Raw genomic sequence first — 23,678 nt, 5'->3', positions numbered from 1 at the left:
GTGCAATCAGGAGATATCTGTCAGGGGAAAAATGCGTGCCGCATGGCGGCGCGGTTTCGGGAACTGCCCGTGTCAGGCCTCCCGAAACCGCTCCGGGAAGGTCAGTCGCCGGTCTTCGGCGCGGCGTTCAGCTTCGCGGCAACCACATTGAGCGCGGCGATGCGGGCATCGGCGGATGCGTCGGCCTCGGCCTTGTCCAGCATCTTGACGATGTCGGTGAACTGCTTGAACTCCTCGCTGGCCGCTTCGACGGAGAGCGGCTGGTCGTCATAGGATTCGACGAAGCGCTGGGCGACATAGGCCAACAGCAGATAGGCCGCCGCATTGTCCGGCTCCTCGGACACCCGGGCACGGGCCATGCGCGCACAGGCATCATAGGCCCGCACGCCGGCGCCCTGCTCATTAAGACATTCCAGAAGCTGGTCAAACATGGACCTGTCCTTTCGCATTTTACTGGGGCAGCCGGGAGGTGCCGCCATGATTGGCCGGCCATGCGACCGGCTCAGTGAGCCCGCAGTTCAGGGTGAACGGATGATCGACGCGGAACTGCACCGCGCCAATCTCCAGCAGCACGGTCGCCACCGTTTCCGCGATCAGGGGCGCGCCCGAGAACTGTGCCTGCAAACATGCGCCGCCTGTCTTGCCGTGGTTGGTTAGCCCGGCTGCCCTCCTGCCTGCGTTTCGAGCGCCCAATGGAGGGGAACAGTCGGGTCGAACAGGGTCACCGGACCGTCGGCGCTGGCGATCCGCTTCGGCCAGGCCTGCGGTTCGTCGTGTCGGACGAGGGTGACCGATTCGTCGTTCGAGGGCAGACCGTACCAGATCGGACCGTTCAGCGAGGCGAAAGCTTCAAGCTTTTGCAGCGCATCGCATTCCTCGAACACATGGGCCAGACAGGGCAGGGCCACGGGCGCGGAGAAAACGCCGGCACAGCCGCAGCAGGACAGCTTCCGCCCATCGGTATGCGGCGCGGAATCCGTTCCCAGGAAGAAGCGCTGATCGCCACTGGTGGCGGCCACCCGCAGCGCCTGACGATGGCGCTCGCGCTTGATGATCGGCAGGCAGTAGTAGTGGGGGCGAATGCCGCCGGCGAGCATCGTGTTGCGGTTGACCATCAGGTGATGGACCGTGATGGTCGCCGCCAGATTGCGCTCCGATGCCTGCACATACTCCACCGCGTCTTGGGTGGTCACATGCTCCATCACCACCCGGAGCTCGGGAATGCGGCGGCGCAGCGGCTCCAGCACCCGTTCGATGAACACCGCCTCGCGGTCGAAGATGTCCACCTCCGGATCGACCACCTCGCCATGCACGCAAAGCGGCAGGCCGATCGCCGCCATCCGCTCCAGCACCGGATAGACCCGCTCAAGGTCATGCACGCCGTTCTGGGAATTGGTGGTGGCCCCGGCCGGATAGAGCTTCACCGCCGTGATCAGCCCGGAGCGGAACCCCGCCTCCACATCGTCCGGATCGGTGCCTTCGGTCAGGTAGAGCGTCATCAGCGGGGTGAAGGCCTGGCCGGCGGGCAGGGCCGCCAGGATGCGGCCGCGATAGGCGGTCGCATCGGCGGTGGTCACCACCGGCCGTTCCAGGTTGGGCATGATGATGGCACGGGCGAAGTCGGCGCTGTGCGGCAGCATCGCTTCCAGCATGGCACCGTCGCGCAGGTGCAAATGCCAGTCGTCCGGCTTCTTGAGGGTCAGGCGTGTCATGAGGCACCCGTGAGGAATTGGTAGATGATTTCGGTGGCGGCCATGAAGTCGTCCAGTTCCATCGCCTCATGCGGATTGTGCGAGCCATTGCGGTTGCGCACGAACACCATGGCGGTGGGAATGCCGGCACCGGCGAAGACGGCGGCATCATGCCCCGCGCCGCTCGGCATGACAAATCCTTCTTGCGCGGCGCTTTCCATGGCCTGGGTGAGCCGGGCGACCAGATCCGGATCGCACAAGGCCGGCTCGACCCGCATTTCCCGATCCAGCTCGAACCGCACCTTGCGGTCCCGCTCCACCTGCCGGATTTCCGAGGCGAGCAGCTTGCGCATCTCGTCAAGGGTGGTCGGGCTCAGACTGCGCATGTCCAGGCTGAAGGACACCTCATCCGGGATCCGCGACATGGCGTGCTTGTCCGGATCGGTGCCAACCATGCCGCAGGTCAGGACCAGGTCGTTGCCCTTGGCCAGGATCGTCACCCAATGCTCGTCGAGCCGGGTCAGAAGATCGGCCATCGCCAGAACGGAATCGCGGCGGAAAGCACGCGGCACGGCGCCCGAATGGCCCGCCTCGCCGACACAGCGAATGGTCCGGTGGCGGATGTTGCCGCGAATGCCGGAGACCACCGCCGCCGGCAAGTCCTTGCCGATCAGCACCGGGCCCTGCTCGATGTGCAATTCGATATAGGCCGCGATCCGCGACAGATCGATCATCGGTTCGCCGGCGCGCAGCCGCTCCACCGGCACGCCCACATCGGCCATATGGTCCGACAACGGCCGGCCGTCGCCGCTGTGGCAGGCCGCCAGATCGGCCTCGCTCAAGGTGCCGGTCAGCGCCTTGGAACCGATGTAGCAGGGGCCGAACCAGGCGCTTTCCTCGCCGCGCATGGCCAGGACATGCACCGGCCGGGCAAGAGCCGCGCCGCTGCGCCGGGCACGCACCAGGCACACCAGCCCGGCGGCGATCCCCGCCAGCCCGTCGTAGTTGCCACCGGCCGGAACGCTGTCCGCATGGGACCCGACGACGATGACGCTATCCGCGTCCCGATCGCCCGGCAGGCAGAAATTGGCGTTGCAACAGGCGTCGTACCAGACTTCCAGACCGTTCTCGACGGCGAAGTCCTCAAGATGCTTCAGGACCTTCGTTTCGATCTCGGAATAGGCCGGGCGGCTGACCCCTTCGGTGTCCGGGGACATTTTGGCGATGTCCTCGAACAGCCGGGCAGCCATTGCCGCGTCATCGGCGCTGCCCGCGTCGACGGTGCGCGCCTGAACAGTCATGGCGCGGCCTCCATGAACACCACCGCCTCGTCCTGGCCATCGTCGACGATGGTGCCGATCAGATCGCGCACCGAGGCCAGCCCCTGCGCCCGAAGATAGGCTTCCAGCTCGTCGATGATCGTCACCATCACTGTCGGATGGATGAAGGTCGCGGTGCCCACCTGCACGGCGGAGGCGCCGGCGATCAGGTATTCGATCACATCCTCGGCGGTGGTGATGCCGCCGCAGCCGATGACCGGGATGTTGGTCGCCCGGGCGCATTGATAGGCCATGCGCAGGGCAATCGGCTTCAGGCTCGGACCGGACAGCCCGCCCATCAGGTTGCCCAGCTTCGGCTTGCGGGTGTGAATGTCGATGGCCATCGACAGGATGGTGTTGGCAACGACAAGCGCATCCGCGCCGCCGTCCTCGGCGGCGCTGGCGACCTCGGAGGTCTCGCCGGTGTTCGGCGTCAGCTTGGCCCAGAGCGGCAGGTCGGTCGCGGCCCGCAGCGCCCGCATCACCTTGTGGGTGGAGGAGGGACGAATGGCGAAGGCCTTGCCGTCCTCCTCGATGTTCGGGCAGGAGATGTTGACCTCGATGGCATCCACCCCGTCGACGCTGACCTCGCGGCACAGGGTGGCGAACTCCTCCTCCGTGTTGCCGGAGATGCTGACCACCAGCGGCGTGTCGTAGCGCTGGTAGAAGGGCACGACCTTTTCCAGGAAGCTGCCAACGCCCTTGCTGGGGATGCCGATGGAATTCAGCATCGAGCCGTTGACCTCGCAGACCCGCGGCAGGGTGTTGCCGTCGCGCCAGTCCCGGGTGATCGTCTTGGTGACATGCGCCCCGAGCCGCTCCAGATCGAACACTTCCGCCAGATCCTCGGAGAAGGTGCCCGAAGCGGGCATGATCGGGTTTTTCAGGCGCAGATCGCCAATCGCAACGGACAGGTCTACCATGCGACCGCCTCCATCATGTCGAACACCGGACCTTCCCGGCACACTCTCAGTTGCAGCAGCTTGCCATCGCGCTGGAAGGTGCGGACGCAGCAGTGACACATGCCAATGCCGCAGGCCATCTGCTGTTCCAGGGCGATCTGGCCGGGCAGGTCATGCCGGGCGCCGATCGTCTGCAACAGCTTCAGGATGCGGTTGGAGCCGCAGGTGTAGAAGGCATCGGCCCGCCCGCCCGCGATCAGCTCCTCGATCACCCGCTCCAGATTGTCGACGCCGGAGGTGCCTTCCGCGTCGGTCAGCGTGATCACATCCGCGCCCAGCTCCCGGAAATAGTCGACCGACATCAGGTAGTCGGGGTGACGGGCGCTGCAGATCGCGGTCATCTTGCGGCCGAGCCGCCGGGCCTCAAGCGCCAGCGGCGCAAGCGTCGCCAGACCGACGCCGCGGGCCACCAGCACCAGGTTCTGCCAGCCGTCCTCAATGGTGAAGGGGACGCCGAGCGGCCCCAGCACATTGAGCCGGTCGCCCGGCGTCAGGCTGGCCAGCGCCCGGGTGCCCGCACCGGCGAGCTTGTACAGAAAATGCAGCTCGCCCTGTTGCGGATAGAACCCGTAGATGCTCATCGGCCGGCGCAGATAGGGCGTCTCGCCATTGGCGGTCGGGCAGAGCAGGTGGAAGAACTGGCCGGCCTGGCAGCGCGCCAGCAGATACTCCGGCGCCTCCAGCACCAGACGGTGGTATTCGCCGTTGACCGGATCGTTGCTCTTGACGGCGAGGGCGAGTTCGAAAGACTTGAAGTCGTCTTTCTCACCGGCCGGCGCCGGGGTCTCTTTCAGGTCCATCATCCGAATACGAGCCTTGGTAGGAATGTCGAAATGTCCGGCACATAGGTGACGATGCCGAGAACCACGAGATTGGTGATGACGAAGGGCCAGACACCGGCAACGATGGTCATGACCGGCTTCGACAGGGTCGAGGAGGCAACGAACAGATCGAGGCCGAAGGGCGGCGTGATCATGCCGATGCAGATGTTCAAGGTGACGATCATGCCGAAGTGGATCGGGTCGATGCCGAGCGCAACGGCCACCGGAAACAGCGGCGGAACCAGGATCAGCAGCGCCGAGTTGGGGTCGATGAACATGCCCGCGATCAGGAAGCAGACGTTGACCACGATCAGGAAGGTGATCGGACCGGCGTCAATCGCGGCAAGGAAGCCGGAGATGATCGTCGGCACCTGGGCCAGGGTGATGAAGTAGCCAAGCAGCCCACCCATCGCCAGCAGGATGAAGATCACCGCGGTCGACACCGCCGCCCGTTCGGTGATGGCGAACAGTTGCCGGACGCTCAGGTCGCGGTAGACCAGGATCTCGACCACCGCCGCATAGACCACGCCCACGGCGGCGGCTTCGGTCGGCGTGAAGAAGCCGCTGTAGATGCCGCCGAGAATGATCACCGGCAGGCCAAGCGCCCAGCCGGCCTGACGCACCGCCGTCAGCTTGTCGCCCCAGGAGGAGCGGGCCCCGCGTTCGATGCCCTGCCGGCGCGCCTCGATGGCCGTCATGACGGCAAAGGCAAGGCCGAGCACCACACCGACCGCCAGGCCGCCGGCGAACAGGCTGGCGACCGAGGTGCCGGTCATCCAACCATAGATGATGAAGGTGATCGACGGCGGGATCAGCAGCGCGGTCTCGGCGCTGGAGACGATCAGCCCGAGAATGAACTTGTCGCGAAAGCCCGCGGCGCGCATTTCCGGGTAGATCAGCTTGGCGGTGGCCGCCACGGTGGCCGGGGCGGAGCCGGACACGGAGCCGAACGCCATGGCGCCGCCGATGGTGGTGTAGCCCATGCCGCCGCGCATGTGGCCGACCAGCACCTTCACCAGATTCATCAGGCGCCGGGCGATCTGCCCTTCGCCCATCAGTTCGGCAGCAAGAATGAAGAAGGGAATGGCCAAAAGGGTGGAGTGGTTGATGCCACCGAGCACCTTCTGGACGATCACGGTGTCGGGCAGGGCGCCGTAGAAGAAGCCCTTGACCATCAGGGCCGGCACGCCGAGGACGAGAAACATCTCGAAGCCGGCGACCAGCAGCAAAACCGCGACAATGGCGATAACCGCGAAGAGGATCATGCTTCCTCCGCCATCTGGGGGCTGAAGCGATCGATCCGGCCGAAGAAGCTGAGGGCGTAGCGCAAGCCCATGAGCGCAAAGCCCATCGCCGGCAGGAGATAGATCCAGAACACCGGAATATTCAAAGTCGGACTCCTTTGACCCATGGAGTAGACGGCGGCCGACATCTGGCAGGAGATCCAGACCAGGTAGACACAGAAGGCGAAGCCGACGGCATCGATGATCTTTCGCAGCGGCAGATGGGTCCGGGCGGCGATCTTGTCGCGCCAGGTGTGGACACCGGCGTGCCGTCCTCTCTCAAGGACCAGACCAACCGAAACGAAGACGAGAAAAAGGTTCATGAGGCGGACCGTTTCCTCGATCCACACGAACTCGGATGCGAGCGGGCCGCCGAACTGGCGCACCAGAACATTGATGAAATAGAGCACGACCATCAGCAGAAAGACGAGGACGGCGGAGAAACGCTCTATGAGCCTTATGAAATCGATCACGCGCATGGCCTGCCTCTTCGGAAATAGGAAAGGGTTCCCGGCCCCTGTTGAGGGGCCGGGTTATCCTTCGACAAACGGTGACTAGTGAAAAGAGGGCAGCGTTACTTCGCGGTGGCCGCGTCGTATTCCTGCTCGTAAAGCGCGATCAGCTTCGCGCCTTCATCACCGGCGCGCTCCAGATAGGCGCTGCGACCGGCGGGGTACATCTTGGCACGGAACGCGGCCTTTTCCTCGGCGGACAGTTCGCGAACGTTGATGTCGCTCTTCTTGATCTCGTCGAGGGCGGTTGCGACCGCCGCCGCCTTGTGGGCGAGCAGGTCCGGCACCACTTCCTGGAACGCCTCGACGATGACCGTCTGATGTTCCGCCGGAAGGCTGTTCCACCAGGCCGGGTTGAAGAGGATCACATCCTCCATCGCGCCATGGCCGGACACCACCAGGTAATCCTGAACTTCGTAGAACTTCATGCGCTGGATGGTGTCGAGCGGGTTTTCCTCGCCATCGACGACGCCGGTCTGCAGGGCGGTGTAGAGCTCACCGAAGGGCAGGGCCACGGCAGAGGCGTCGAGCGACTTGAACTGCTCGATCAGGATGTTGGAATCCATCACGCGGAACTTCTGCCCGGCGAAGGCGTCGATCCCGTCGAGAGCCTTGTTCGACGTGAAGTTCTTCTTGCCGTTCGGCCACAGGCCGATGCACTTGACGTTGCGGGCGGCAAAGGATTCGCAAAGCGCCTCACCAAACGGGCCGCTGCGCACCTTGTCGGCGGCCGCGTCGTCTTCCGGGATCAGGAACGGAATGTCGAGAATGGAGACCGCCGGATTGAACCCGCCGAGAAAGGCCGCCGGAGCAACGGTCGCCTCAAGAATGCCGAGCTGAACGCCCTCGGTCATCTCCCGCTGGCCACCGAGCTGGCCCTGGGGAAAAAGCTGAAACTCCACAGCTCCGTTGGTGCGCTCCTTGACGAGAGCCGCGACTTTTTCCAAATGGACGTGCCGCGACTGCTGCACGGATTCGAGATGGCCGATCTTGGCGACGTAATCCGCCGACCATGCAACCGACGAGGTCAGCGTCCCCGCGGCAACAAGGAGGCCAGCGGCCGCCAAGCTGCGAATTGTCTGTTTCATTACTTCTCCGCCCTTTTAAAAGGATTTCGTCCGCAGCCTACCCTAGAGACGGGTTTTTTTGCTGTCAATAAAAATTCTCAAGATTTAGACGCATCGCTCATCCGTCTAATTTTTGACCATCGGAAATCTATTTATACGGCAACAAAGAAGTCGCCACCCGCCCGGGGCGAACCACCTGCCACGATCTGAAACCGACCGGAAAGCTCCGCTTCCGGATCGAAGTCCGGCAAAAGGCCGGCGTTCCGCGCCTGTATGAAGGCAAGGCCATCGCCTTTCGCGCGGCGCCGAGAGGTTCGGCGGGGAACCGGATGAGGGCCGCCCCGCCCCAAGCCAGACCAGCCGCAGCCCGCCAAGGAGCGCACGTTGTGGATAGGGAGCAGGGGGCTGCGGCGGCACGCACCCCACTGCACGTGGAGACACGGAGAGAAATTCGGCATAGATCGACGATTTCTCAGATTTCTCGCCGCATTTTCTCAAAAATGAAACGCGATCGACTTTCAAGCACAAGGCAGGGCACGCCGGAATATGCGATCAGGCAAAGCATCTAAAAAAAGCATCATAAATTAATCATTTCGATTTCGGATATTTATATGGCAATTCTAGATTCTTCGATGTTGTGAATATGTAATATTTATATATTTCTTCAAACTCACGAGTGACGGACCGCATCTTTCCCGCTGCAATCATGTCGGGATTGACAAGGGATTTGTTTTCGCACACTTATTTTCAAAATAATAAGATTCATTAACTTTGAAGCGCTCGAGAAATGTCCGTTCAGACCAAAAGCAAACAGAGCGGTGGCATCCGGTTCACCGATATCGGCGCCCGCCTGAGGGCCTACCGTATCGGCGAGAACCTGCAACCGGAGGTACTCGCGAAGCGGCTGGGGATCTCGCGCGCGGCCCTCTATCGGGCCGAAAAAGGCGAAATTCGCAAAATTGAAATGCTCACGAGCATCGCCGAGGTGCTCGATGTTTCCCTGCCCAATCTGATCGGCGCGGGGGTGGAGTATGTCAGCACCGGGGTCGCGTTCTTCGAGCGCATGCGCCAGCTCGAGGAGGACTGCGAGCAGATCATCGGGGTGTTCGGCCCGATGTCCTATCTGCTGACCTCCAACACCTATGACGAGATGCTTCAGGAGGTGTTCGAGGAAACCATCTCCGAAAGCGAGGAGGACCAGGCCGCCGACGCGCATGCGGTCGAGGTGCTGCTGGAGATCCTCAAGAAGCGCAAGGAAACCTTCCGCCTGCGCCGGCCGCTGATCGTCAGCCTGATCCCCTCCGGCAATCTGGAGGGGTTCCTGCTGCATGGGCTGGTCGGCAAGCACGACCTCAACCCGGAGATTGTGAGGGAGCGGCGGCTGAAGGCCCGCTACGAGGTGGAGAAGATCCGCGAGTTGCTGTTGCAGCAGCCGATCGGCGTGCAGCTCGGCATCATCCGCGAGCCGGTGCCGGCGACCAACTTCCAGATCTTCCGCCAGGCCGACCGCTCCGTGCTGGCGATCAGCCCCTTCCGCCTCGGCGAGCGGCCCAATGTGCGTCTTGGCGTTGCCTTGATCACCTCCGCGCCCGAAGCGCTGAAGCTGCATGAGGAGATCGCCAACCGGCTCTGGCGGGAATCCCTCAAAGGCCCCGAGGCAGTGGCCTATCTGGACATGCTGATCGAGAAATACGGCATTCAGGACTAGGCCAATTAACAGGGACTTCGTCTTTCAATCCTCAGGTTCCGGAAAGCATTCTGGATATTCGGAGGGCATAGCGATCGGTCATGCCAGACGTGAAGTCCGCCAGTGCATGGAGCGCCTGTACCGGGCTGTTGATCTCTCGCAAATCCAAGTCAAGGGCCCGTGCAAGTTGCTGGCAGTGGTCGCTAAGCTTTGTTGCGTCCCATTTCACCCGAGCCAAATCCTCGTAGACTGGAAGGACTCCGGACATAACATTGCTGATCGTGCGTCGCCCAGACACCTCAAGCTCGGTTTTTCTGCGAGCGGTGAAAATTTGGTCGCGCGCGAGCTCCTTGATCTTCTGAAAGAGCGGCGCAAGTGGCCCGGCTTCGGCAAGAGACGTCGAAAATGTTCCGGCCATGATAGCTTCGTAGTTGGTAGTGAAAGCCACGACACAGCTGTCTACTGCTTTTCCGATGCTGAGCGCCCGCAACAGCGCTATGTGTTCGGCTTGACTATATCCGGTGACGTCGCGATTGGGGCTGCCGGCTGCCTCATGCAGTACCTTTTTCACGGCATCGAAGGGAAGTTCACCTGTGGTGAAAGCGTCCTCAAGGTCTACAATATTGTAGCAAATGTCGTCTGCTGCTTCGACGACGAAGACCAGCGGGTGCCGACGCCACCATTTTGCCCCACCATTAGCCTCCTCCGGCAAACCAATAGCCTTCACCACTTCCTCAAACAGCGTCATCTCTGAGTTGAAGATGCCAAACTTCTTAAGTCCGACATAGGATGGCTTGAAAGATTCGGATCGCAACTGGTCCAGCGTACTGGCGCTAACGGGATACTTGGTAAAGGCGCCCAGAGTTGCCTTCGAGAGGCGCATCCCACCAGCGTTTCGATACATTTCGAGGCGCGTTATGATGCGGAACCCCTGAGCATTGCCTTCGAACCGTGCGAACTCGGATTGAAGATTGGCATCGAGGTCCGCCATCAAGCCTTTCGGAGCGGCGAAACGTTCGGCGAACCATGCTCCCATTGCCTCTTCGCCGGAATGGCCAAATGGCGGATTGCCGATATCGTGCGCGACACATGCTGCCTGAACAATATTGGCGAGACTACTCACATCGTCCGCAACGATATGCCCATTCTCTTGCAACCAGTGGCCGATCTTCATCGCGAGCGAGCGTCCGACGCTACTCACCTCGACGGAGTGAATCAGCCGATGATGGACATGATCATGCTCATAGAGGGGCTGGACCTGCGTCTTGTTGGCTAAGCGCCGAAAGGGAGCCGAGAAGACAATCCGATCATGATCCTGAACGAAGATGGAGCGACTAGCTCCCGGTTGGTAGCTTTTGTCGCCTAGCCGCTCGCTGCACAGCAGTTCGTTCCACTTCATCAATGCCCCCCGAGATGGTCCGGCAAACTTACTATGGCAAAGGCGATAGATCAAAAAATTGCGCATACGCCTGACCACAACGCCTAATCGTTCGGCGGCTCCGCGATGTCCGCGCATTGAGCTTCGCTCTTCCATCTTCGATCAGAAGTCGTCAGCGTGTGAAACCACCCAAATAATCCTAATAATTAATAATATTATTAGAGAAAGATCCAATCCTCGGGGACGATTTAAATGTTCGGAACGCAGAAATAGAAATTTAAAAAAGAATTTAATTTTTGGAATTGCCATCCGCACGTCACTTCTCCCCTTTTATGCGCGAGAAGTATAAATCGACCAGAATAGATCCGAAATTCTCCTCGCCAACCGCCACCGTTTCTGCGCTTTTGCGCGCACAATACATCCTCCGCCAGATGTTAGAGCGTAGGTTTGGCGATCTGCGCATATTGTGGAGGAAAGTCGACTGCCCGAGCTGAGACATAGGCGACAGAACGTTCCGAGCACATGGGTAACACTTTTCGCTTTGGCGGGAGGTGTCGATGCCGTGGCAAGAGGTGTCCAAAGTGGAGGAACGTCTTCGTTTCGTTGCCCGCCTGCTGGCTGGCGAAGGCATGAGTGCGGTTTGCCGGGAGTTCGGCATTTCGCGCAAGACCGGCTACAAGATCTGGAGCCGTTACCAGTGCGATGGGCTGGAGGCGCTTTGCGACCGGTCGCGCCGGCCGGTGCGCTATGCCAACCAGCTTCCCGAGCAGGTTGAGCGCCTGATCGTCTCCACGAGGAAGGACAAGCCCCACTGGGGTGCGCGCAAGATCCGGGAAGTGCTGGTTCGGAAGTTGGCCGGTGACCTTCGCATTCCTGCGCAAAGCACGGTGCATGCGGTTCTGGACCGGCACGGCCTTGTCAGCAGGGTCCGCAAGAGGCGACGCGCCCACAAGGCCGAAGGAACGCCTCTTTCGGCAGGTCTTGCCCCCCCAACGATCTGTGGGCCGCCGACTTCAAGGGCGAATTCAAGCTGGGCAACCGGCAATATTGTTACCCTTTGACGGTCACCGACCACGCGTCCCGCGTTCTATTGAGCTGCGAGGCCTTTGACTCAACGAAGGAAAAGCCGGTCATGGAGGCCTTCCTCGCCCTGTTCAAAGAGCGCGGATTGCCCTCTGCGATCCGGACGGACAACGGCTTGCCGTTCGCCTCGCCGAACGGGCTCTACAATCTGTCCAAGCTGTCGGTGTGGTGGCTGCGCCTGGGCATCGGCATTGAGCGCATCAAGCCCGGCCCCTCCCAGCAGAACGGCCGCCACGAGCGCATGCACCTGACCTTGAAGAAGGAAGCCACCCGGCCTGCGGGCATGAACAGCCTGCAGCAGCAGGCCAAATTCGATGCTTTCGTGAGGGAATTCAACGAGGAACGCCCCCATGAAGCGCTCGCCATGAAGACACCTGCGGAAGTCTACAGGCCTTCATCAAGGCAATATCAGGGATTGCCGGACCTGGACTATCCCTTCCACGACAGGGACGCTCTGGTCACCGCCTGCGGACGGATCTGCATGCATCGCAAGAAGATCAACGTCTCGACCGTACTGGCAGGTCAGAAGCTCGGCATCAAGGAAGTGAAGGATGGAATTTGGCTGATCAGCTTCATGACCTATGATCTGGGATACATCGACCTGGAGCAGAGAACACTGCAGACAATCGACAACCCGTTCGGCACGAGGTTGCAACCCATGTCTCCGGTACAAACTGTTACCTATCTCTCCGGGTCGGACACGGCGGTATTTGGCGCACCCGAGAGGATTCGAACCTCTGACCTCTGCCTTCGGAGGGTTGGGGAATAGTATTTCGCGAGGTCTCCTAGGATGACTCTAGAGCACCCGAAAAATTTTATTTTGTAAGGAAAATCATGTTTCTATTAAGGATCACGACGGGAGATTCCACGCGGTGCGGTTTACCCCGCTTTTCAGAAAGCCTGCTACCTATGTGCTACCTGTAGATCATGAGCAAGGACCGCCTGACCAAGACCGCCGTCGAACGCGCCGAACCGCGCGAACGGGACTACATGGTCTGGTGCGGCAAGATGCAGGGGTTCGGGTGCCGGGTCTGGCCGAGCGGCAAGAAGACTTTTGTCGCCCAATACCGCGTCGCGGGTCGGGAGCGGAAAAAGACCATTGGCACCTACGGCGTCCTGACCGTCGAGCAGGCGCGCAAGGAGGCCGAAAAATATCTGGCGCTCGCCAGAACCGGGCAGGACCTGGCCGGTGAGGAACGGCGGGCGCGCGCCGAGATGAGCGTCGGGGAACTTTGCAGTGAGTATCTTCGTCATGGCGTCGCGCTGAAGAAAGGCTCGACCGTCAAGACTGACATCGGTCGGATCAACGGCCACATCCTGCCCCTGCTTGGCAGGAAGAAAATCAGCGCGGTCACGCGGGCAGACATCGAGCGCTTCATGCATGATGTTGCGAAGGGCAAGACCGCCAAGGACAGGAAGATCGAAAAGGGCCGGTCGATCATCAGGGGCGGCGAGGGCACAGCGACCCGAACCGTGCGCCTTCTGGGTGGCGTCTTCTCCTATGCGATCACCCAAGGCTATCTCACCGCCAACCCTTGTGCCGGGGTGAAGAAGTTCCCCGACAAGAGCAACGAGCGGTATCTGACCCAAGACGAGATCGACCGGCTCGGGGCCACGCTGACGGTAGCTGAAATGGTCGGCCTGCCGTGGCACCTGAATGACGGCGCGCGATCAAAGCACCGCCCCAAGGCCGAGCAGAACCTGCGCGAAAAAGTATCACCACATGTCACGGGTGCAATCCGGCTGCTGCTGCTGACCGGTTGCCGCTTGCGCGAGATCCTGCATCTCAAATGGCGTGAGGTCGATTTCCAGCGGAAGGATCTGGATCTTCCCGACAGCAAGACAGGCCGCAAGGTTGTCTACCTCTCCGACGCCGCGCTTGAGGTGCTGCGCGCCCTGCCCAAGGTCGGGACCTATGTCGTCCTCGGGAAGCAACCGGACAAACCGCGCTCGGACCTGAAGCGGCCATGGGAGCGGATATCCCGCCATGCCGGGATCGAGGACGTTCGCCTGCACGATCTGCGCCACACCTTCGCTTCGGTTCAGGTGCAGCGCGGTGCAAGCTTGCCCATGATCGGTGCGCTGCTTGGGCACAAGTCCACCAGCACCACCGCACGCTATGCGCATCTGGCCGACGATCCGCTTCGGCGGGCGTTGAACGCCGGTAGCGAAAGCCTGACCGGGGCCATGCTTCCGAAGGCAAAGGACGACCGCGAGTAGGCCGCCAGTTGGATTCCCCTCCTGCAAAATGAAAGAAATTCCGCTCCGAATGTATAGGGAGCCGTCAGGGGGAAACTCTTGGCGAAGCCACCCCATCCGGAGCACCCTCATGGAACAGACACCACTCACCCCGGATCAGGCGATCCGCTACCTGAAGGCGCGATACAACAAGTCGCTGCAACGGTCCTATCTGGCGAAACTCCGATGCACGGGCGGCGGCGCGCCCTTCTACAAGATCGGTTCGACCGTTCTTTACGACCGGGCCAACCTCGACAACTGGGTCCGGGCGAAACGGACACCCAAGGCGGACTCGGCCACGCAAGCCCAAGCCATCCAGCGCGGTCTCAACATCAAGATCACCGAGAGAGAGCCGATTGATCTCGGCTATGACGACGGCTGGATCGAGATGGATTGAGTCTTGATTACAATGACTTACACGAAATGGAAAGTTGACACCCTTGGTGGGTCTGGTTTGTTATTAGAGGTGAAGGCCGCAGTGCCTCGCCATGACACCAACCCATTGAAAGGACATATGTCATGGACCACGAAACCAACGATTTCATCCTCATTCCGACCAAGGGCGGGGGCGCGCTGGTCCGCCGCAGCGAGATCGCCGGAGGCCGCCCGAACGGCGCGGACGGCGGGATCGTCTACCTCAAGTCTGGCCCCTCGGTCTACACGACCGCCAGCATGCCGCAGATCGCCGGATACCTGGGGGCCGAGGTCGCCCAAGTCCGCGAAAGCTGACCGCAACAGGAACCGTGCGCAGCCCTCATCCGGTTGCGCACGGGTCGGCGGGAGGGTTGCACGATGAAAATGCGCCGCCATCCCACCGACGCACAGCTTTTGCGTCGGCTCAACCGATATCCTCTTGAGCCAAGAGACCGGAGGCGGTTTCGCGATGCTTACGCCCTGCTGCGCTTGGCCGGATGGCCCCATGCCTTTGCAAAGCACGTTCTTCGGGATGAACCACCCCGGATCAGGATCGACGTTTCGGAGGCTTGTCCTTCCGAATTCGCCGACATCGACCCGGAGGACCTGCTCGTCACGCCCGGCTCACCCGTCATCACCTATGACGTCGCCATGCGCCCGGAGCTCGACGAGGACATCGCCAAGAGCGCCCCACCCCGGAAATCCGAATACACGATCTGGCATCGCGGCGTTGAAGGCTTCGGTCTGCGCGTCCGGCCAAGCGGGCGCCGCACCTACATCCTGCAATGCCGGGTGAGGGACAGGCAGCGGAAATTCACCATCGGGTCGCCATGGCTTGTGAGCTTCGAGGATGCGCTCTTGATCGCGAGATCGGCCCGCATCGACGTGGCCGCCGGGATCGAGCCGCGCATAACGCCAGTTCGGTGAGCCGTTCAAATGGAGGGCATTGGCTGGCGTTACCCCGGATGACCTCCCATCACCTTCAAGGAAACAGCGAAACACCGGGAAATCACCGCGCCAACCCGCAGGGACAGCGAGTCCGAATTCTCGCGTGCCCCGAGGAAACACGGCGGCGAAACGCAGAACCATGCCAGAAACAACCCGGGAAACAGGGAAACGCCCGACCGACCACCACTGAATTGCCATTGCCGGATTCTGTGGTCGAGTCTGTCAGGCGGTATTGAAGATCGCCAAGCCGTTTCGGCTTGGCATTGCGACTTGCGCACGTTCACAAGCTGAGCCGAGATTGCGCAGGCCAAGAACGACCGGAAGAGCACCAGCGCCCGAACCAGAACTGCCATATCGGATAGCGAATTGGATCATGGATTATGCAAGAGGATGAAAGAGTTTGATCATAGCTCTTCGACGGAAAAGAAGAATGATCAGGTCTGGGTACAGGATCAGGACAATCACAGGACCAAGGAGCTGCCCTTGCCGGTGGGCTTTACCGGTTCAGAAGGGTGATGCCGGACGGAAACGGCGTCACCCTATCCCAGCCTAACGAGGCATGGTCTGCAGGAGGTGGAGGCGCACGCGCTTCCACTTCCCCCGCTCGAAGCTGTCCGAGTAGCGCCACGCCCGATCCTCTTCGATGAACGCCATTTCCTCGGCGCGAGACCCGTGTCGCCGCACCAGATCAGCCGCCAGCGCGTCGATCTCCGCTTGGTCGATCAGCCGGGGCCGGATCACGCCGAACCAGACCTCAAGCGCCAGCGCACCCCAGGTCGGGAAGGTCGTGATGGTCAAAATCCCCAGCGTTACCCAGCTCACGACAATCCTCAGCCGCCCCAAATTATCTGAATTTAAGATAACTGTTTTTCAGATATATCGGAAGTCCCCAACGAAATCAGTTGGGGGCCTGAGCGGTGGCGAAGACACTGGGGAGCGAGCGCCACAAGGCACTCATTCGGCTCCTGATCGAGGCGCGGGAGAAGGCAGGCCTGACCCAGACCGAGCTGGCCGAGAAGATCGGCGAGTACCAATCCTTCGTTGCACGATTGGAAAGCGGGCAACGAAGGATTGATGTCGTCGAGTTTCTGGAGCTGGCAGAGGTGCTGGGGTTTGATGAGTGTGAACTTCTCAAATCCGTCATGGAAATTGGGGACTCGAACCCGTAACAATAATTGTCGGAGTTTATGGACAATCCAATGGGACAGCAGACACATGCAGGGCGCTGAAGCACTCGCTATCGAATATGAAGGCGCGGCGCTCTTTAATGCCATCCGAGCCGAACTCCTTGACGAGTATCGCCAAGATCATGATTGGCCTTGGATTATTGGCTACTCCGGTGGCAAGGATAGTACACTGGTCGCGCATCTGGTCTTCGAGATGCTCCTGTCGCTGCCACCCTCTCAGCGTCGTCGCCCCGTTCACATCGTCGCCAATGATACGCTTGTGGAGAGCCCGCTCGTCGTCCAGCACATCATCGAGAGCATGGAAGAGATCGGCAATGCTGCCGGTGCCTTCGGCTTGCCGATCATCACGAAGATCACGCGGCCTGCGCCGGATCAGTCCTTCTGGGTAAACCTGATCGGTCGGGGCTACCCCTCACCAAACCGGTCTTTCCGCTGGTGTACCGACCGGATGAAAATCCTGCCGACGAGCCGTTACATCAAGTCTCAGGTCGATGAAGCCGGACAGGTTGTGCTTCTGCTCGGCGTGCGCCGGTCAGAAAGCGCGACCCGCGCTGCCTCGGTTGGCCGTTATGACAACGGCGAGCGCCTCAACAAGCACAATGATCTCGTCGGCTGCATGGTGTTTCGCCCCATCGTTGAACTTCACACGGAAGGTGTGTGGGAGTTTCTGGCGCTGAGTGAGCCGCCATGGGGCGGATCGCACCTGAAGCTGATCGGGCTCTATCGAAACGCAAGCGGTGGTGAATGCCCTGTTGTTACGTCGAAGGACGATGCCCCATCCTGCGGCACCACGTCTTCGCGCTTTGGCTGCTGGACCTGCACGGTTGTGGAGAAGGATCGAAGCCTCGAAGGCTTTGTTGAGTCCGGCTATGCCGAATTCACGCCACTATTGGACTTCCGGGACTGGCTAGCCTCTATTCGTAACGAGAAAGACCGTAGGCAGGCACGGCGGCGTGACGGGCGTATCACCATCACCAATGGCGGCATATTTATTCCGGGGCCGTTCACACTCCAGACCAGAGCTGAGATATTCGAGCGCCTGCGCGGCCTCGAAGCAGAAACCGGACAAAGCTTGATCAGCGACGAAGAAGTTGATCTCATCCACCAGCTTTGGTCGGAAGAAATCGCCGGCCATAGTAAGGCCAGACCGCTCAGTGTTCGTGAAGTTGTGAAGGAGAAGTAGATGCCACGCAATGTTGTTGTACTTCTCGATAATCCAGACGGACGCTCCATGATCAAGGAAGCCTGCAAGGAATGCGGCATGCATTTCGCTGAGTTCGAAGAGCTTGTTCAGGCGGAAGTCGAACAAACAGGGAAACAGCGCCGCGCCGGTCTTTGGGATTCCTTTGACGATATCCTCGACCGTATTCAGGTGGACGAAAAATAACCCATGCATATTTCACAGATTACGCTACGGGATTGGAAGGCCTACACAACCGCCAATTTCGATTTCCCGGCACCGGCAACGGATAAGAACATTATCCTGATCGGTGCGCCAAACGGATATGGCAAAACAAGCCTTTTCGAAGCCATTGTTCTTGGCATGTTCGGGCGAGACGGCCTCCCCCTCATTGCGCGCTCGCCTTTCTCGGGTGCTGACAAGGAACGCCTCGCGACCTCCTACAAGAATTTCCTCGAAAAAGCGCTCCATCGCGGTGCAACAGCAGCGGGCCGCACGTCATGTTCCGTGAAGCTGGTCTTCACCGATGAAAATGACGAGCCACTTGAAATCCAGCGTATCTGGCATTTCAGCGATTCCGGCGTGTATCGTCCACAGGATGAAGAGATTCACATTTATGAAGGGTCGACTCGCAAGGCGGTAGGACCTGGGGCCTTACAAGGCAACGACCGCGCGGATTGGTTCCGCGAGTATATCGCCGAAAATCTTCTTCCTTTCACGCTCGCGCATTTCTTTATGTTCGACGGCGAGCAAGTTAGCGTCTTGGCCGAGCGGGAGATGTCAGCGCAGGTGCGCGCCGGGATCGAAGGCTTGCTTGGCATTCCGGTGCTCAAGCAACTGGCCAAAGACTTGCGCTCCTACGCCGAAGTGCGGCGCAAGGAAGCACCCAACGTCTCCGACAAGACCATCGAGAAGCTGGAGCTTGATCGTCATACTCTGAATTTCGACTACGAAAAGAAAGCTGCGCGCTTAGCAGAAATCGAGCCCAGCCGCGCCGTGCTAAAAGAAGAACAAGAACATTTGATCCGCGAGCTGGCCAGCTTCGGAGCGGGCTCGCAGGCGCTCCTTCAGGAGCAATTCGAGCAGATTAAAAACTATGAGCGGGCCATTGAAGATGGCCATGCGCGCCTTGAAGACCTGATGATGAAGGACTTGGCGTTGGCGCTGTCGGGCCTCAGCCTGCGAAAGAGCATCAAAGCCACGCTTCGGAGCGAGGGCGTGCGTGAGCGCTGGGAAAGCGGCAAGAACCAAGGCGATAGCAACCTTGAGCGCTTCCTGTCCTCCGTCGATACGGGCATGCAGGCGATCAACCCGACTTTGAGCGACGGCCAGCGCGAAGGCGTTCTGGATAGTGCGCGCAATGCCTGGGAAAAGCTCTGGTATCCGCCCCCGGACAACTGCGCCGGCGAATATCTGCATCCCTATCTGAACGAGTTGGAGCGCTCGAAGGTCATCGACCGGCTGGATGAGCTCGACGAACTTGGCGCGCCTGCGATTGTCGAGCTCTTGAGCTCCATCGCGGCGAACGAGGAGTCGCTGAAACGCCTGCAAGATGAGGTAACGCGCACAGAAGCGGTCGCTCCGCATGTCGATAAGAAACGCGAGCGCCTCAGCCAAGTGAACGGCGAGCTTCAGCAATACGATCAGGAGATCGGCGCGCTGAAGCGCGAAATGGCGTCCTTGGAGAGCCAGATCAACCAGAAGAACACAGAGCTGACGAAACTCTCCGGCCAGCTTGATCAAGCCGCGCCATCTGCACGGCGCGCAGCGCGCGCGAACAAGGTTGCGCTAATGGTCGATGAGATCGTCGCCAAGGCCGTGCCAAGTCAGATCGATGCGATTGCGGCTGCCATGACAAAGGCGCACCGCGCCATGGGACATAAGAAGGATTTGGTGGAGCGGATCGCGATTGATGAGAACTGCGATGTGAAGCTGCTGAATGCGGATGGCATGGATTTGCGCGGCTATGACCTATCGGCAGGTGAGAAGCAGATTTTCACCCAAGCCTTGATCTCGGCGGTGTCGTCCGTGTCCGGTCGCGGCTTCCCGATGGTAGTCGATACGCCGCTCGGGCGGCTTGATATCGAGCACCGCAAGGGCGTCCTCAATCATCTGGTGCAACGTGAACACCAGGTCATCCTGCTTTCGACCAACACGGAAGTTGTTGGCGAGTATCTGCGGGAAATCGCACCGCATGTTCAGAAGAAGTACATCGTTCATTTCGAGCGGGTTGGTGACATTGGTCAATCGAGCGTTCGGCCAGGCTACTTTGAAGAGATGGGAGGCCAAGCATGAGCATCTCCCTTGTTGAAGTAGCCGGAGCGAACTTCCGTACGGATTATGACAGCGACAAGCTGAACACCGACTTCATGGGGCGGCTTGGGATGCGCAAGCGCTACTTGCCTGCGCGTCTTGCAATCGCCCGCTCCCTTGCGATGAGCGCCCCAGTAGACATGCCAGCAGATGAGCTTGAGCAAGGCAAGGTGATCAAGGGTGATACGCTGTTCGGCACCGGCACGGCCCTTTCGGTCTGGCTGGCGCTGATCGTAGAGCGTGCCGGAGAGCCGGATATCGACATCAAACGCCTAGTCTCGCTGGTTGGAGCGCATTGGCGTCGCGGCCTGGCCAAGCTTGACGAAGAATGGGAACAGGCCGGGGAAGACATCGCACGCTTCGTGCGGCGATTGGTGGAAGTGGCTGAACTGCCTACCGCTGGCGGCAGGTTGCCGGTTGGCGGAGGCACGGGCGCATCAGGCGCGACGTTCTCCAGCGGAGAAATCAGGGTTCCGCTTGGCGAGATCGGCGAAGACGTTTCGACCAAGGAGAAAGTCTTGTGGAGCCTGAACGGCAAGGGCGGCGCTCCGCATACCGCGATTATGGGCGGCAGCGGATCGGGCAAGACGGTGATGGCCGCAGCCATGCTGCGCGCGATCCGTGAGCAAGCGCCCGTCCCGTTGCTGGCCTTCGACTTCAAAGGCGATTTGTCCGGTTTCACCGGCACGCAAGGGCAAACCGCGCTTGGCGAGGCGTTCGAAGCAGAAGTGATCGAACCGCCCCGCATGCCGATCCCGCTTGATGTTCTGGCGCTCGCGCAGCGCGATCAATTCGGTATTGATGAAGCGGCGCTTCGTTTCCGCGAGTCCTTCTCCCGTCTGAAGGGCTCCAAGCTTGGCGACCGTCAGCGGAACTATGTCCATGAGGCGGCAGCGCGCGCGCTCGCAAACGAAGAGCCTTGCGAGCTGCGCCATATCCGCGACCGCCTGCTCGAAGTTTATGAAGAACACGAGGCGAAGGAGGACGGTGCGACCTCCAGCATGGATGAGTTGTGCCGCTTCCCGTTATTCGAGCCAAAGCTGTCTCCGGCAGAATTCTTCCAGAAGAGCTGGATCATCAAGCTTCCGCCGAACGTCCCGGAAGATAGCCGCACTATCGTGGTGAACCTGCTTCTGGATGCGCTCGATCAGCACCTCAACGGACTTGTCGATGCCGAGACAAGCCCGGATGGCGCGCGGGGGCTTCGCATTCTCTGCATGATCGATGAGGCGCACCAGATACTCGGCACCAGGCTTCCGTCTCTGTCCCGCCTGATCCGTATGAGCCGCTCGAAGGGCGGCGCGGTGATGCTGGTTTCGCAATCGCCGGATGACTTCTCCGGGGAAGATGACGAGTTCCTCGACAACATGGGGTTGGTAGCCGCCTTTGCGACGAACGCCAAACCAGGAGCGGCAGCGCGCGTCCTCGGCAAAGGCGCGAATCTGACGAATTTGCAGACGGGACAATGCTTCGTCCGGTTCGACAAAACGACAAGAAAGATCAAAGCCTGGTAGGAATTTTGCCGGTGTAAGAGAAGAGTCAATGGAGAAAAATAACTCGGAATATAATCTTGAGTTTTGGCGTGAGCTGAAGCGCCGAACGAGAGTACCTCTATCTGACCTTACCTTTATTTTCTATCTTGTGTTCGGCGTTGTCGTGTTCAGCGGGTTCGGCGTTGTTGTTGAACTTGTAAAGCACTGGTTCGCTGGCGCCCCGTTCGATGTCTCGTCCCTTAGTGGCGTGCGGGCAGCACTCTCAGTCTTCTATCCAGCACTTATCGGGGCAGCGACTTTGCAATTGACGCTTGAAGCCGTCAAGAAATCCGAGTCTCTCATGGTGGTGTTCGCCATAGCATCCCTTCTGATTATGCTCGGCTTTGCAGTATTTCATGGGATTCAGGAATTTCGGCAGGAATCTCAGGCGCAAGTTTTCTGGGTATCGGTGGTCTTGTCAGGTTTTGGCCTTTGGATTTGGACAATCGCAAATGCAGACAATCCAGACCTCAAGACCAAGCCGAGAAATGATGAAGCGGTTGGAGGCAGTGTGAACCGGAAACTCAAAGGAAGCACTGAAGGGTTTTCGCAATGACAACCTTCTCTTTTCCCTACGAGACACGTGCGCTGCGAGTCGATCAGCGACTTGGCACATTCTACGTCGCCGTCTTGCCTGCCGAATTGCTCCTACAAGTCGCCGCAAGTGATCGCATGCGGGCAATCATGAACCCGGATGGGAGCGGCTATGAGCTCAAGGGCACGCAACGCATCGTTCAGGACAAAAGGCTGAACGAGATCGCCGATTACATCAACCGTATGGATTCATCCTTCCCAAACTCGATCATCATTGCCGCCAACTATGATCTGACGTTTGGTTTTGACCAGGGCGAACTGGAACACATCGAAGAGGAGGATAGCGGGCAACCTGTCGTGGATTCCAGGGTTTGGAGCGTTCGCGAAACCGCCGATGGATGTCACACACTGACCATTCCCACAGAAGAGAAACTTGCCGCTGTAATTGATGGCCAGCATCGTCTTTTTTCATTTGCACGCGCTGAGCCAGAGGCAATGCAAAGCATGAATTTGCTATGCTCGGTCTTCATCGATTTGCCAAAAGCGCTTCAGGCTCAGATTTTTGCGACAATTAACTCGACACAGAAGCGGGTGGACCGCTCACTGACCTATGAGCTATTCGGGTATAATGTTTCCGACGAAGACGAAGAATACTGGACGCCTGATAAGCTCGCCGTTTTCTTTGCACGCAAATTGGCGATGGATGAAGCCTCGCCCTTGCGTGGCCGCGTCATGGTTGCGCCAAAGCGTGACGCCGCTCTCGAAGAACTGGCGGCGGCGGCAGACTGGCGCGTTTCGACGGCTGTGGTCGTGGATGGTATCCTCCGCCTATTCTCGGCCAACCCAAAGCGCGATGCGAACATCATGAGAAAGGATAAGGCGTCACCGCGTCGTGAGCTTATGGACGGACCGAGAGATAACTCACCGCTGCGCAGTGTGTATGTCGAAGGCAATGACGCGCTTATTTACAAGATGGTGCTCAATTACCTGAAGGCCTCTGAAAAGGTGTTCTGGCAGGATGCGTCCGCGGAGTCTTTTATTCTCCGAACTATCGGTGTTCAGGCGGTGTTTGATATCCTGCGCAAGATCGCGGGTGATGCCTATGAAGCAAGGGACATTAGTGAGGATTACTTTGTTGGACGGATCGGTCCTGCCGGTAAAATAGACTTTTCGGATGAGCGTTTCCGAAATCCGTCTGGCTCGGGACGGACGCTTATTCGAAGAACTATCGAAGAGGCCATTGGGCTGAACGCGTAATGTGATGGCGTGGCGTATGTGCAACCCCGCCCAACCAACACTGAATTCCGATGACACCTTAGAACGCAAGAAGTAGGCAGGCCGTGACTGAGCTGAATGAGCGTGATAAGGCTTCTTGCTTCAGGCTCACCAAGGAAAGCAAACTCTCTTATATCTGAGCTACTCCCCATCGGCTGGACAGGATCTGGCGTAATTTAAGCTACTCGTTGCACCTGCTGATCGGGTTGGTTGATATCATTTCTCTGCCAATAGGCCAGCACCGGAGGCTTGCC

23 protein-coding genes and 1 pseudogene are annotated in these 23,678 nt (G+C 59.7%); 13 read left to right on the top strand and 11 right to left on the bottom strand.

What is annotated here, in order from left to right:
- Positions 1 to 101: 101 nt before the first annotated feature.
- From LC062_RS20345 to LC062_RS20305, 9 genes are all read right to left on the bottom strand, one after another.
- Entirely contained in the window at positions 102 to 431 is a 330-nt protein-coding gene (locus LC062_RS20345) for a hypothetical protein (protein WP_224912917.1), read from the bottom strand.
- A gap of 19 nt (positions 432 to 450) precedes the next feature.
- The gene (locus LC062_RS20340; RefSeq protein ID WP_224912915.1) at positions 451 to 624 is read right to left on the bottom strand and encodes a hypothetical protein; all 174 of its coding nucleotides are present in this window, start codon (positions 622 to 624) and stop codon (positions 451 to 453) included.
- 29 nt (positions 625 to 653) lie between these two features.
- Positions 654 to 1,712: a dihydroorotase gene (gene pyrC / locus LC062_RS20335; protein ID WP_224912913.1), complete on the bottom strand. Its 1,059-nt coding sequence runs from the start codon at positions 1,710 to 1,712 to the stop codon at positions 654 to 656.
- Complete coding sequence (locus LC062_RS20330) at positions 1,709 to 2,992, bottom strand: Zn-dependent hydrolase (protein WP_224912911.1); 1,284 nt, start codon at positions 2,990 to 2,992, stop codon at positions 1,709 to 1,711. Before LC062_RS20330 ends, pyrC begins: the two co-directional genes overlap by 4 nt.
- The gene (locus tag LC062_RS20325) at positions 2,989 to 3,933 is read right to left on the bottom strand and encodes a dihydroorotate dehydrogenase (protein ID WP_224912909.1); all 945 of its coding nucleotides are present in this window, start codon (positions 3,931 to 3,933) and stop codon (positions 2,989 to 2,991) included. Before LC062_RS20325 ends, LC062_RS20330 begins: the two co-directional genes overlap by 4 nt.
- Positions 3,927 to 4,775, bottom strand: coding sequence for a dihydroorotate dehydrogenase electron transfer subunit (locus tag LC062_RS20320; RefSeq protein WP_224912907.1), 849 nt, complete (start codon positions 4,773 to 4,775; stop codon positions 3,927 to 3,929). The genes LC062_RS20325 and LC062_RS20320 overlap by 7 nt, the downstream gene beginning before the upstream one ends.
- On the bottom strand, positions 4,772 to 6,058 hold the full coding sequence (locus tag LC062_RS20315; RefSeq protein WP_224912906.1) for a TRAP transporter large permease: 1,287 nt from the start codon (positions 6,056 to 6,058) through the stop codon (positions 4,772 to 4,774). Before LC062_RS20315 ends, LC062_RS20320 begins: the two co-directional genes overlap by 4 nt.
- Positions 6,055 to 6,555 (bottom strand): TRAP transporter small permease, encoded by a 501-nt coding sequence (locus tag LC062_RS20310; RefSeq protein ID WP_224912904.1) that lies wholly within the window; start codon positions 6,553 to 6,555, stop codon positions 6,055 to 6,057. Before LC062_RS20310 ends, LC062_RS20315 begins: the two co-directional genes overlap by 4 nt.
- Before the next feature lie 95 nt (positions 6,556 to 6,650).
- Entirely contained in the window at positions 6,651 to 7,676 is a 1,026-nt protein-coding gene (locus tag LC062_RS20305; protein WP_224912903.1) for a TRAP transporter substrate-binding protein, read from the bottom strand.
- Between the two features lie 766 nt (positions 7,677 to 8,442).
- Here LC062_RS20305 and LC062_RS20300 point away from each other — a divergent pair.
- The gene (locus LC062_RS20300; RefSeq protein WP_224912902.1) at positions 8,443 to 9,363 is read left to right on the top strand and encodes a helix-turn-helix domain-containing protein; all 921 of its coding nucleotides are present in this window, start codon (positions 8,443 to 8,445) and stop codon (positions 9,361 to 9,363) included.
- 31 nt (positions 9,364 to 9,394) lie between these two features.
- Here LC062_RS20300 and dgt read toward each other — a convergent pair whose 3' ends face one another.
- On the bottom strand, positions 9,395 to 10,741 hold the full coding sequence (dgt, locus tag LC062_RS20295) for a dGTP triphosphohydrolase (RefSeq protein WP_224912901.1): 1,347 nt from the start codon (positions 10,739 to 10,741) through the stop codon (positions 9,395 to 9,397).
- A 536-nt stretch (positions 10,742 to 11,277) separates the two neighbouring features.
- Between dgt and LC062_RS20290 the strand changes: the two are divergent.
- The 5 genes and pseudogenes from LC062_RS20290 to LC062_RS20270 all read left to right on the top strand — a co-directional run.
- Positions 11,278 to 12,467 (top strand): annotated as a pseudogene (locus LC062_RS20290) (integrase core domain-containing protein); the annotation flags it as partial.
- Between the two features lie 263 nt (positions 12,468 to 12,730).
- The gene (locus LC062_RS20285; protein ID WP_224912900.1) at positions 12,731 to 14,023 is read left to right on the top strand and encodes a tyrosine-type recombinase/integrase; all 1,293 of its coding nucleotides are present in this window, start codon (positions 12,731 to 12,733) and stop codon (positions 14,021 to 14,023) included.
- Positions 14,024 to 14,132: 109 nt separating this feature from the next.
- Positions 14,133 to 14,438 carry a hypothetical protein gene (locus tag LC062_RS20280; protein ID WP_224912899.1) on the top strand — a complete coding sequence of 102 codons (306 nt, stop codon included), beginning with the start codon at positions 14,133 to 14,135 and terminating at the stop codon, positions 14,436 to 14,438.
- A 122-nt stretch (positions 14,439 to 14,560) separates the two neighbouring features.
- Positions 14,561 to 14,770 carry a hypothetical protein gene (locus LC062_RS20275; RefSeq protein WP_224912898.1) on the top strand — a complete coding sequence of 70 codons (210 nt, stop codon included), beginning with the start codon at positions 14,561 to 14,563 and terminating at the stop codon, positions 14,768 to 14,770.
- A gap of 63 nt (positions 14,771 to 14,833) precedes the next feature.
- Positions 14,834 to 15,382, top strand: a complete 549-nt coding sequence (locus tag LC062_RS20270; RefSeq protein ID WP_224912897.1) for an Arm DNA-binding domain-containing protein — start codon at positions 14,834 to 14,836, stop codon at positions 15,380 to 15,382.
- Positions 15,383 to 15,952: 570 nt separating this feature from the next.
- On the opposite strand, the gene LC062_RS20265 is transcribed toward LC062_RS20270, so the two are convergent.
- On the bottom strand, positions 15,953 to 16,225 hold the full coding sequence (locus LC062_RS20265) for a hypothetical protein (protein WP_224912896.1): 273 nt from the start codon (positions 16,223 to 16,225) through the stop codon (positions 15,953 to 15,955).
- 95 nt (positions 16,226 to 16,320) lie between these two features.
- Between LC062_RS20265 and LC062_RS20260 the strand changes: the two genes are divergently transcribed.
- From LC062_RS20260 to LC062_RS20230, 7 genes are read left to right on the top strand one after another with little or no spacing between them, the layout of a single operon-like run.
- Positions 16,321 to 16,572 carry a helix-turn-helix domain-containing protein gene (locus LC062_RS20260; RefSeq protein ID WP_224912894.1) on the top strand — a complete coding sequence of 84 codons (252 nt, stop codon included), beginning with the start codon at positions 16,321 to 16,323 and terminating at the stop codon, positions 16,570 to 16,572.
- Positions 16,573 to 16,618: 46 nt separating this feature from the next.
- Positions 16,619 to 17,773, top strand: coding sequence for a DNA phosphorothioation system sulfurtransferase DndC (dndC, locus tag LC062_RS20255; RefSeq protein ID WP_224912892.1), 1,155 nt, complete (start codon positions 16,619 to 16,621; stop codon positions 17,771 to 17,773).
- Positions 17,774 to 17,977 (top strand): hypothetical protein, encoded by a 204-nt coding sequence (locus tag LC062_RS20250; RefSeq protein ID WP_224912890.1) that lies wholly within the window; start codon positions 17,774 to 17,776, stop codon positions 17,975 to 17,977. It abuts the gene before it with no gap.
- A gap of 3 nt (positions 17,978 to 17,980) precedes the next feature.
- Positions 17,981 to 20,065 (top strand): DNA sulfur modification protein DndD, encoded by a 2,085-nt coding sequence (gene dndD / locus LC062_RS20245; RefSeq protein ID WP_224912888.1) that lies wholly within the window; start codon positions 17,981 to 17,983, stop codon positions 20,063 to 20,065.
- On the top strand, positions 20,062 to 21,597 hold the full coding sequence (locus LC062_RS20240) for an ATP-binding protein (protein WP_224912886.1): 1,536 nt from the start codon (positions 20,062 to 20,064) through the stop codon (positions 21,595 to 21,597). The genes dndD and LC062_RS20240 overlap by 4 nt, the downstream gene beginning before the upstream one ends.
- A 28-nt stretch (positions 21,598 to 21,625) precedes the next feature.
- Complete coding sequence (locus tag LC062_RS20235) at positions 21,626 to 22,171, top strand: hypothetical protein (RefSeq protein ID WP_224912885.1); 546 nt, start codon at positions 21,626 to 21,628, stop codon at positions 22,169 to 22,171.
- Complete coding sequence (locus LC062_RS20230) at positions 22,168 to 23,406, top strand: DNA phosphorothioation-associated DGQHR protein 1 (protein WP_224912884.1); 1,239 nt, start codon at positions 22,168 to 22,170, stop codon at positions 23,404 to 23,406. The genes LC062_RS20235 and LC062_RS20230 overlap by 4 nt, the downstream gene beginning before the upstream one ends.
- Positions 23,407 to 23,678 lie beyond the last annotated feature (272 nt).

It is taken from the genome of Stappia indica, from assembly GCF_020177335.1.
Taxonomy (GTDB): domain Bacteria; phylum Pseudomonadota; class Alphaproteobacteria; order Rhizobiales; family Stappiaceae; genus Stappia; species Stappia indica_B.
Note: the sequence above shows the minus strand (reverse complement) of the source record. Positions and strands in the feature narration are given on the sequence as shown.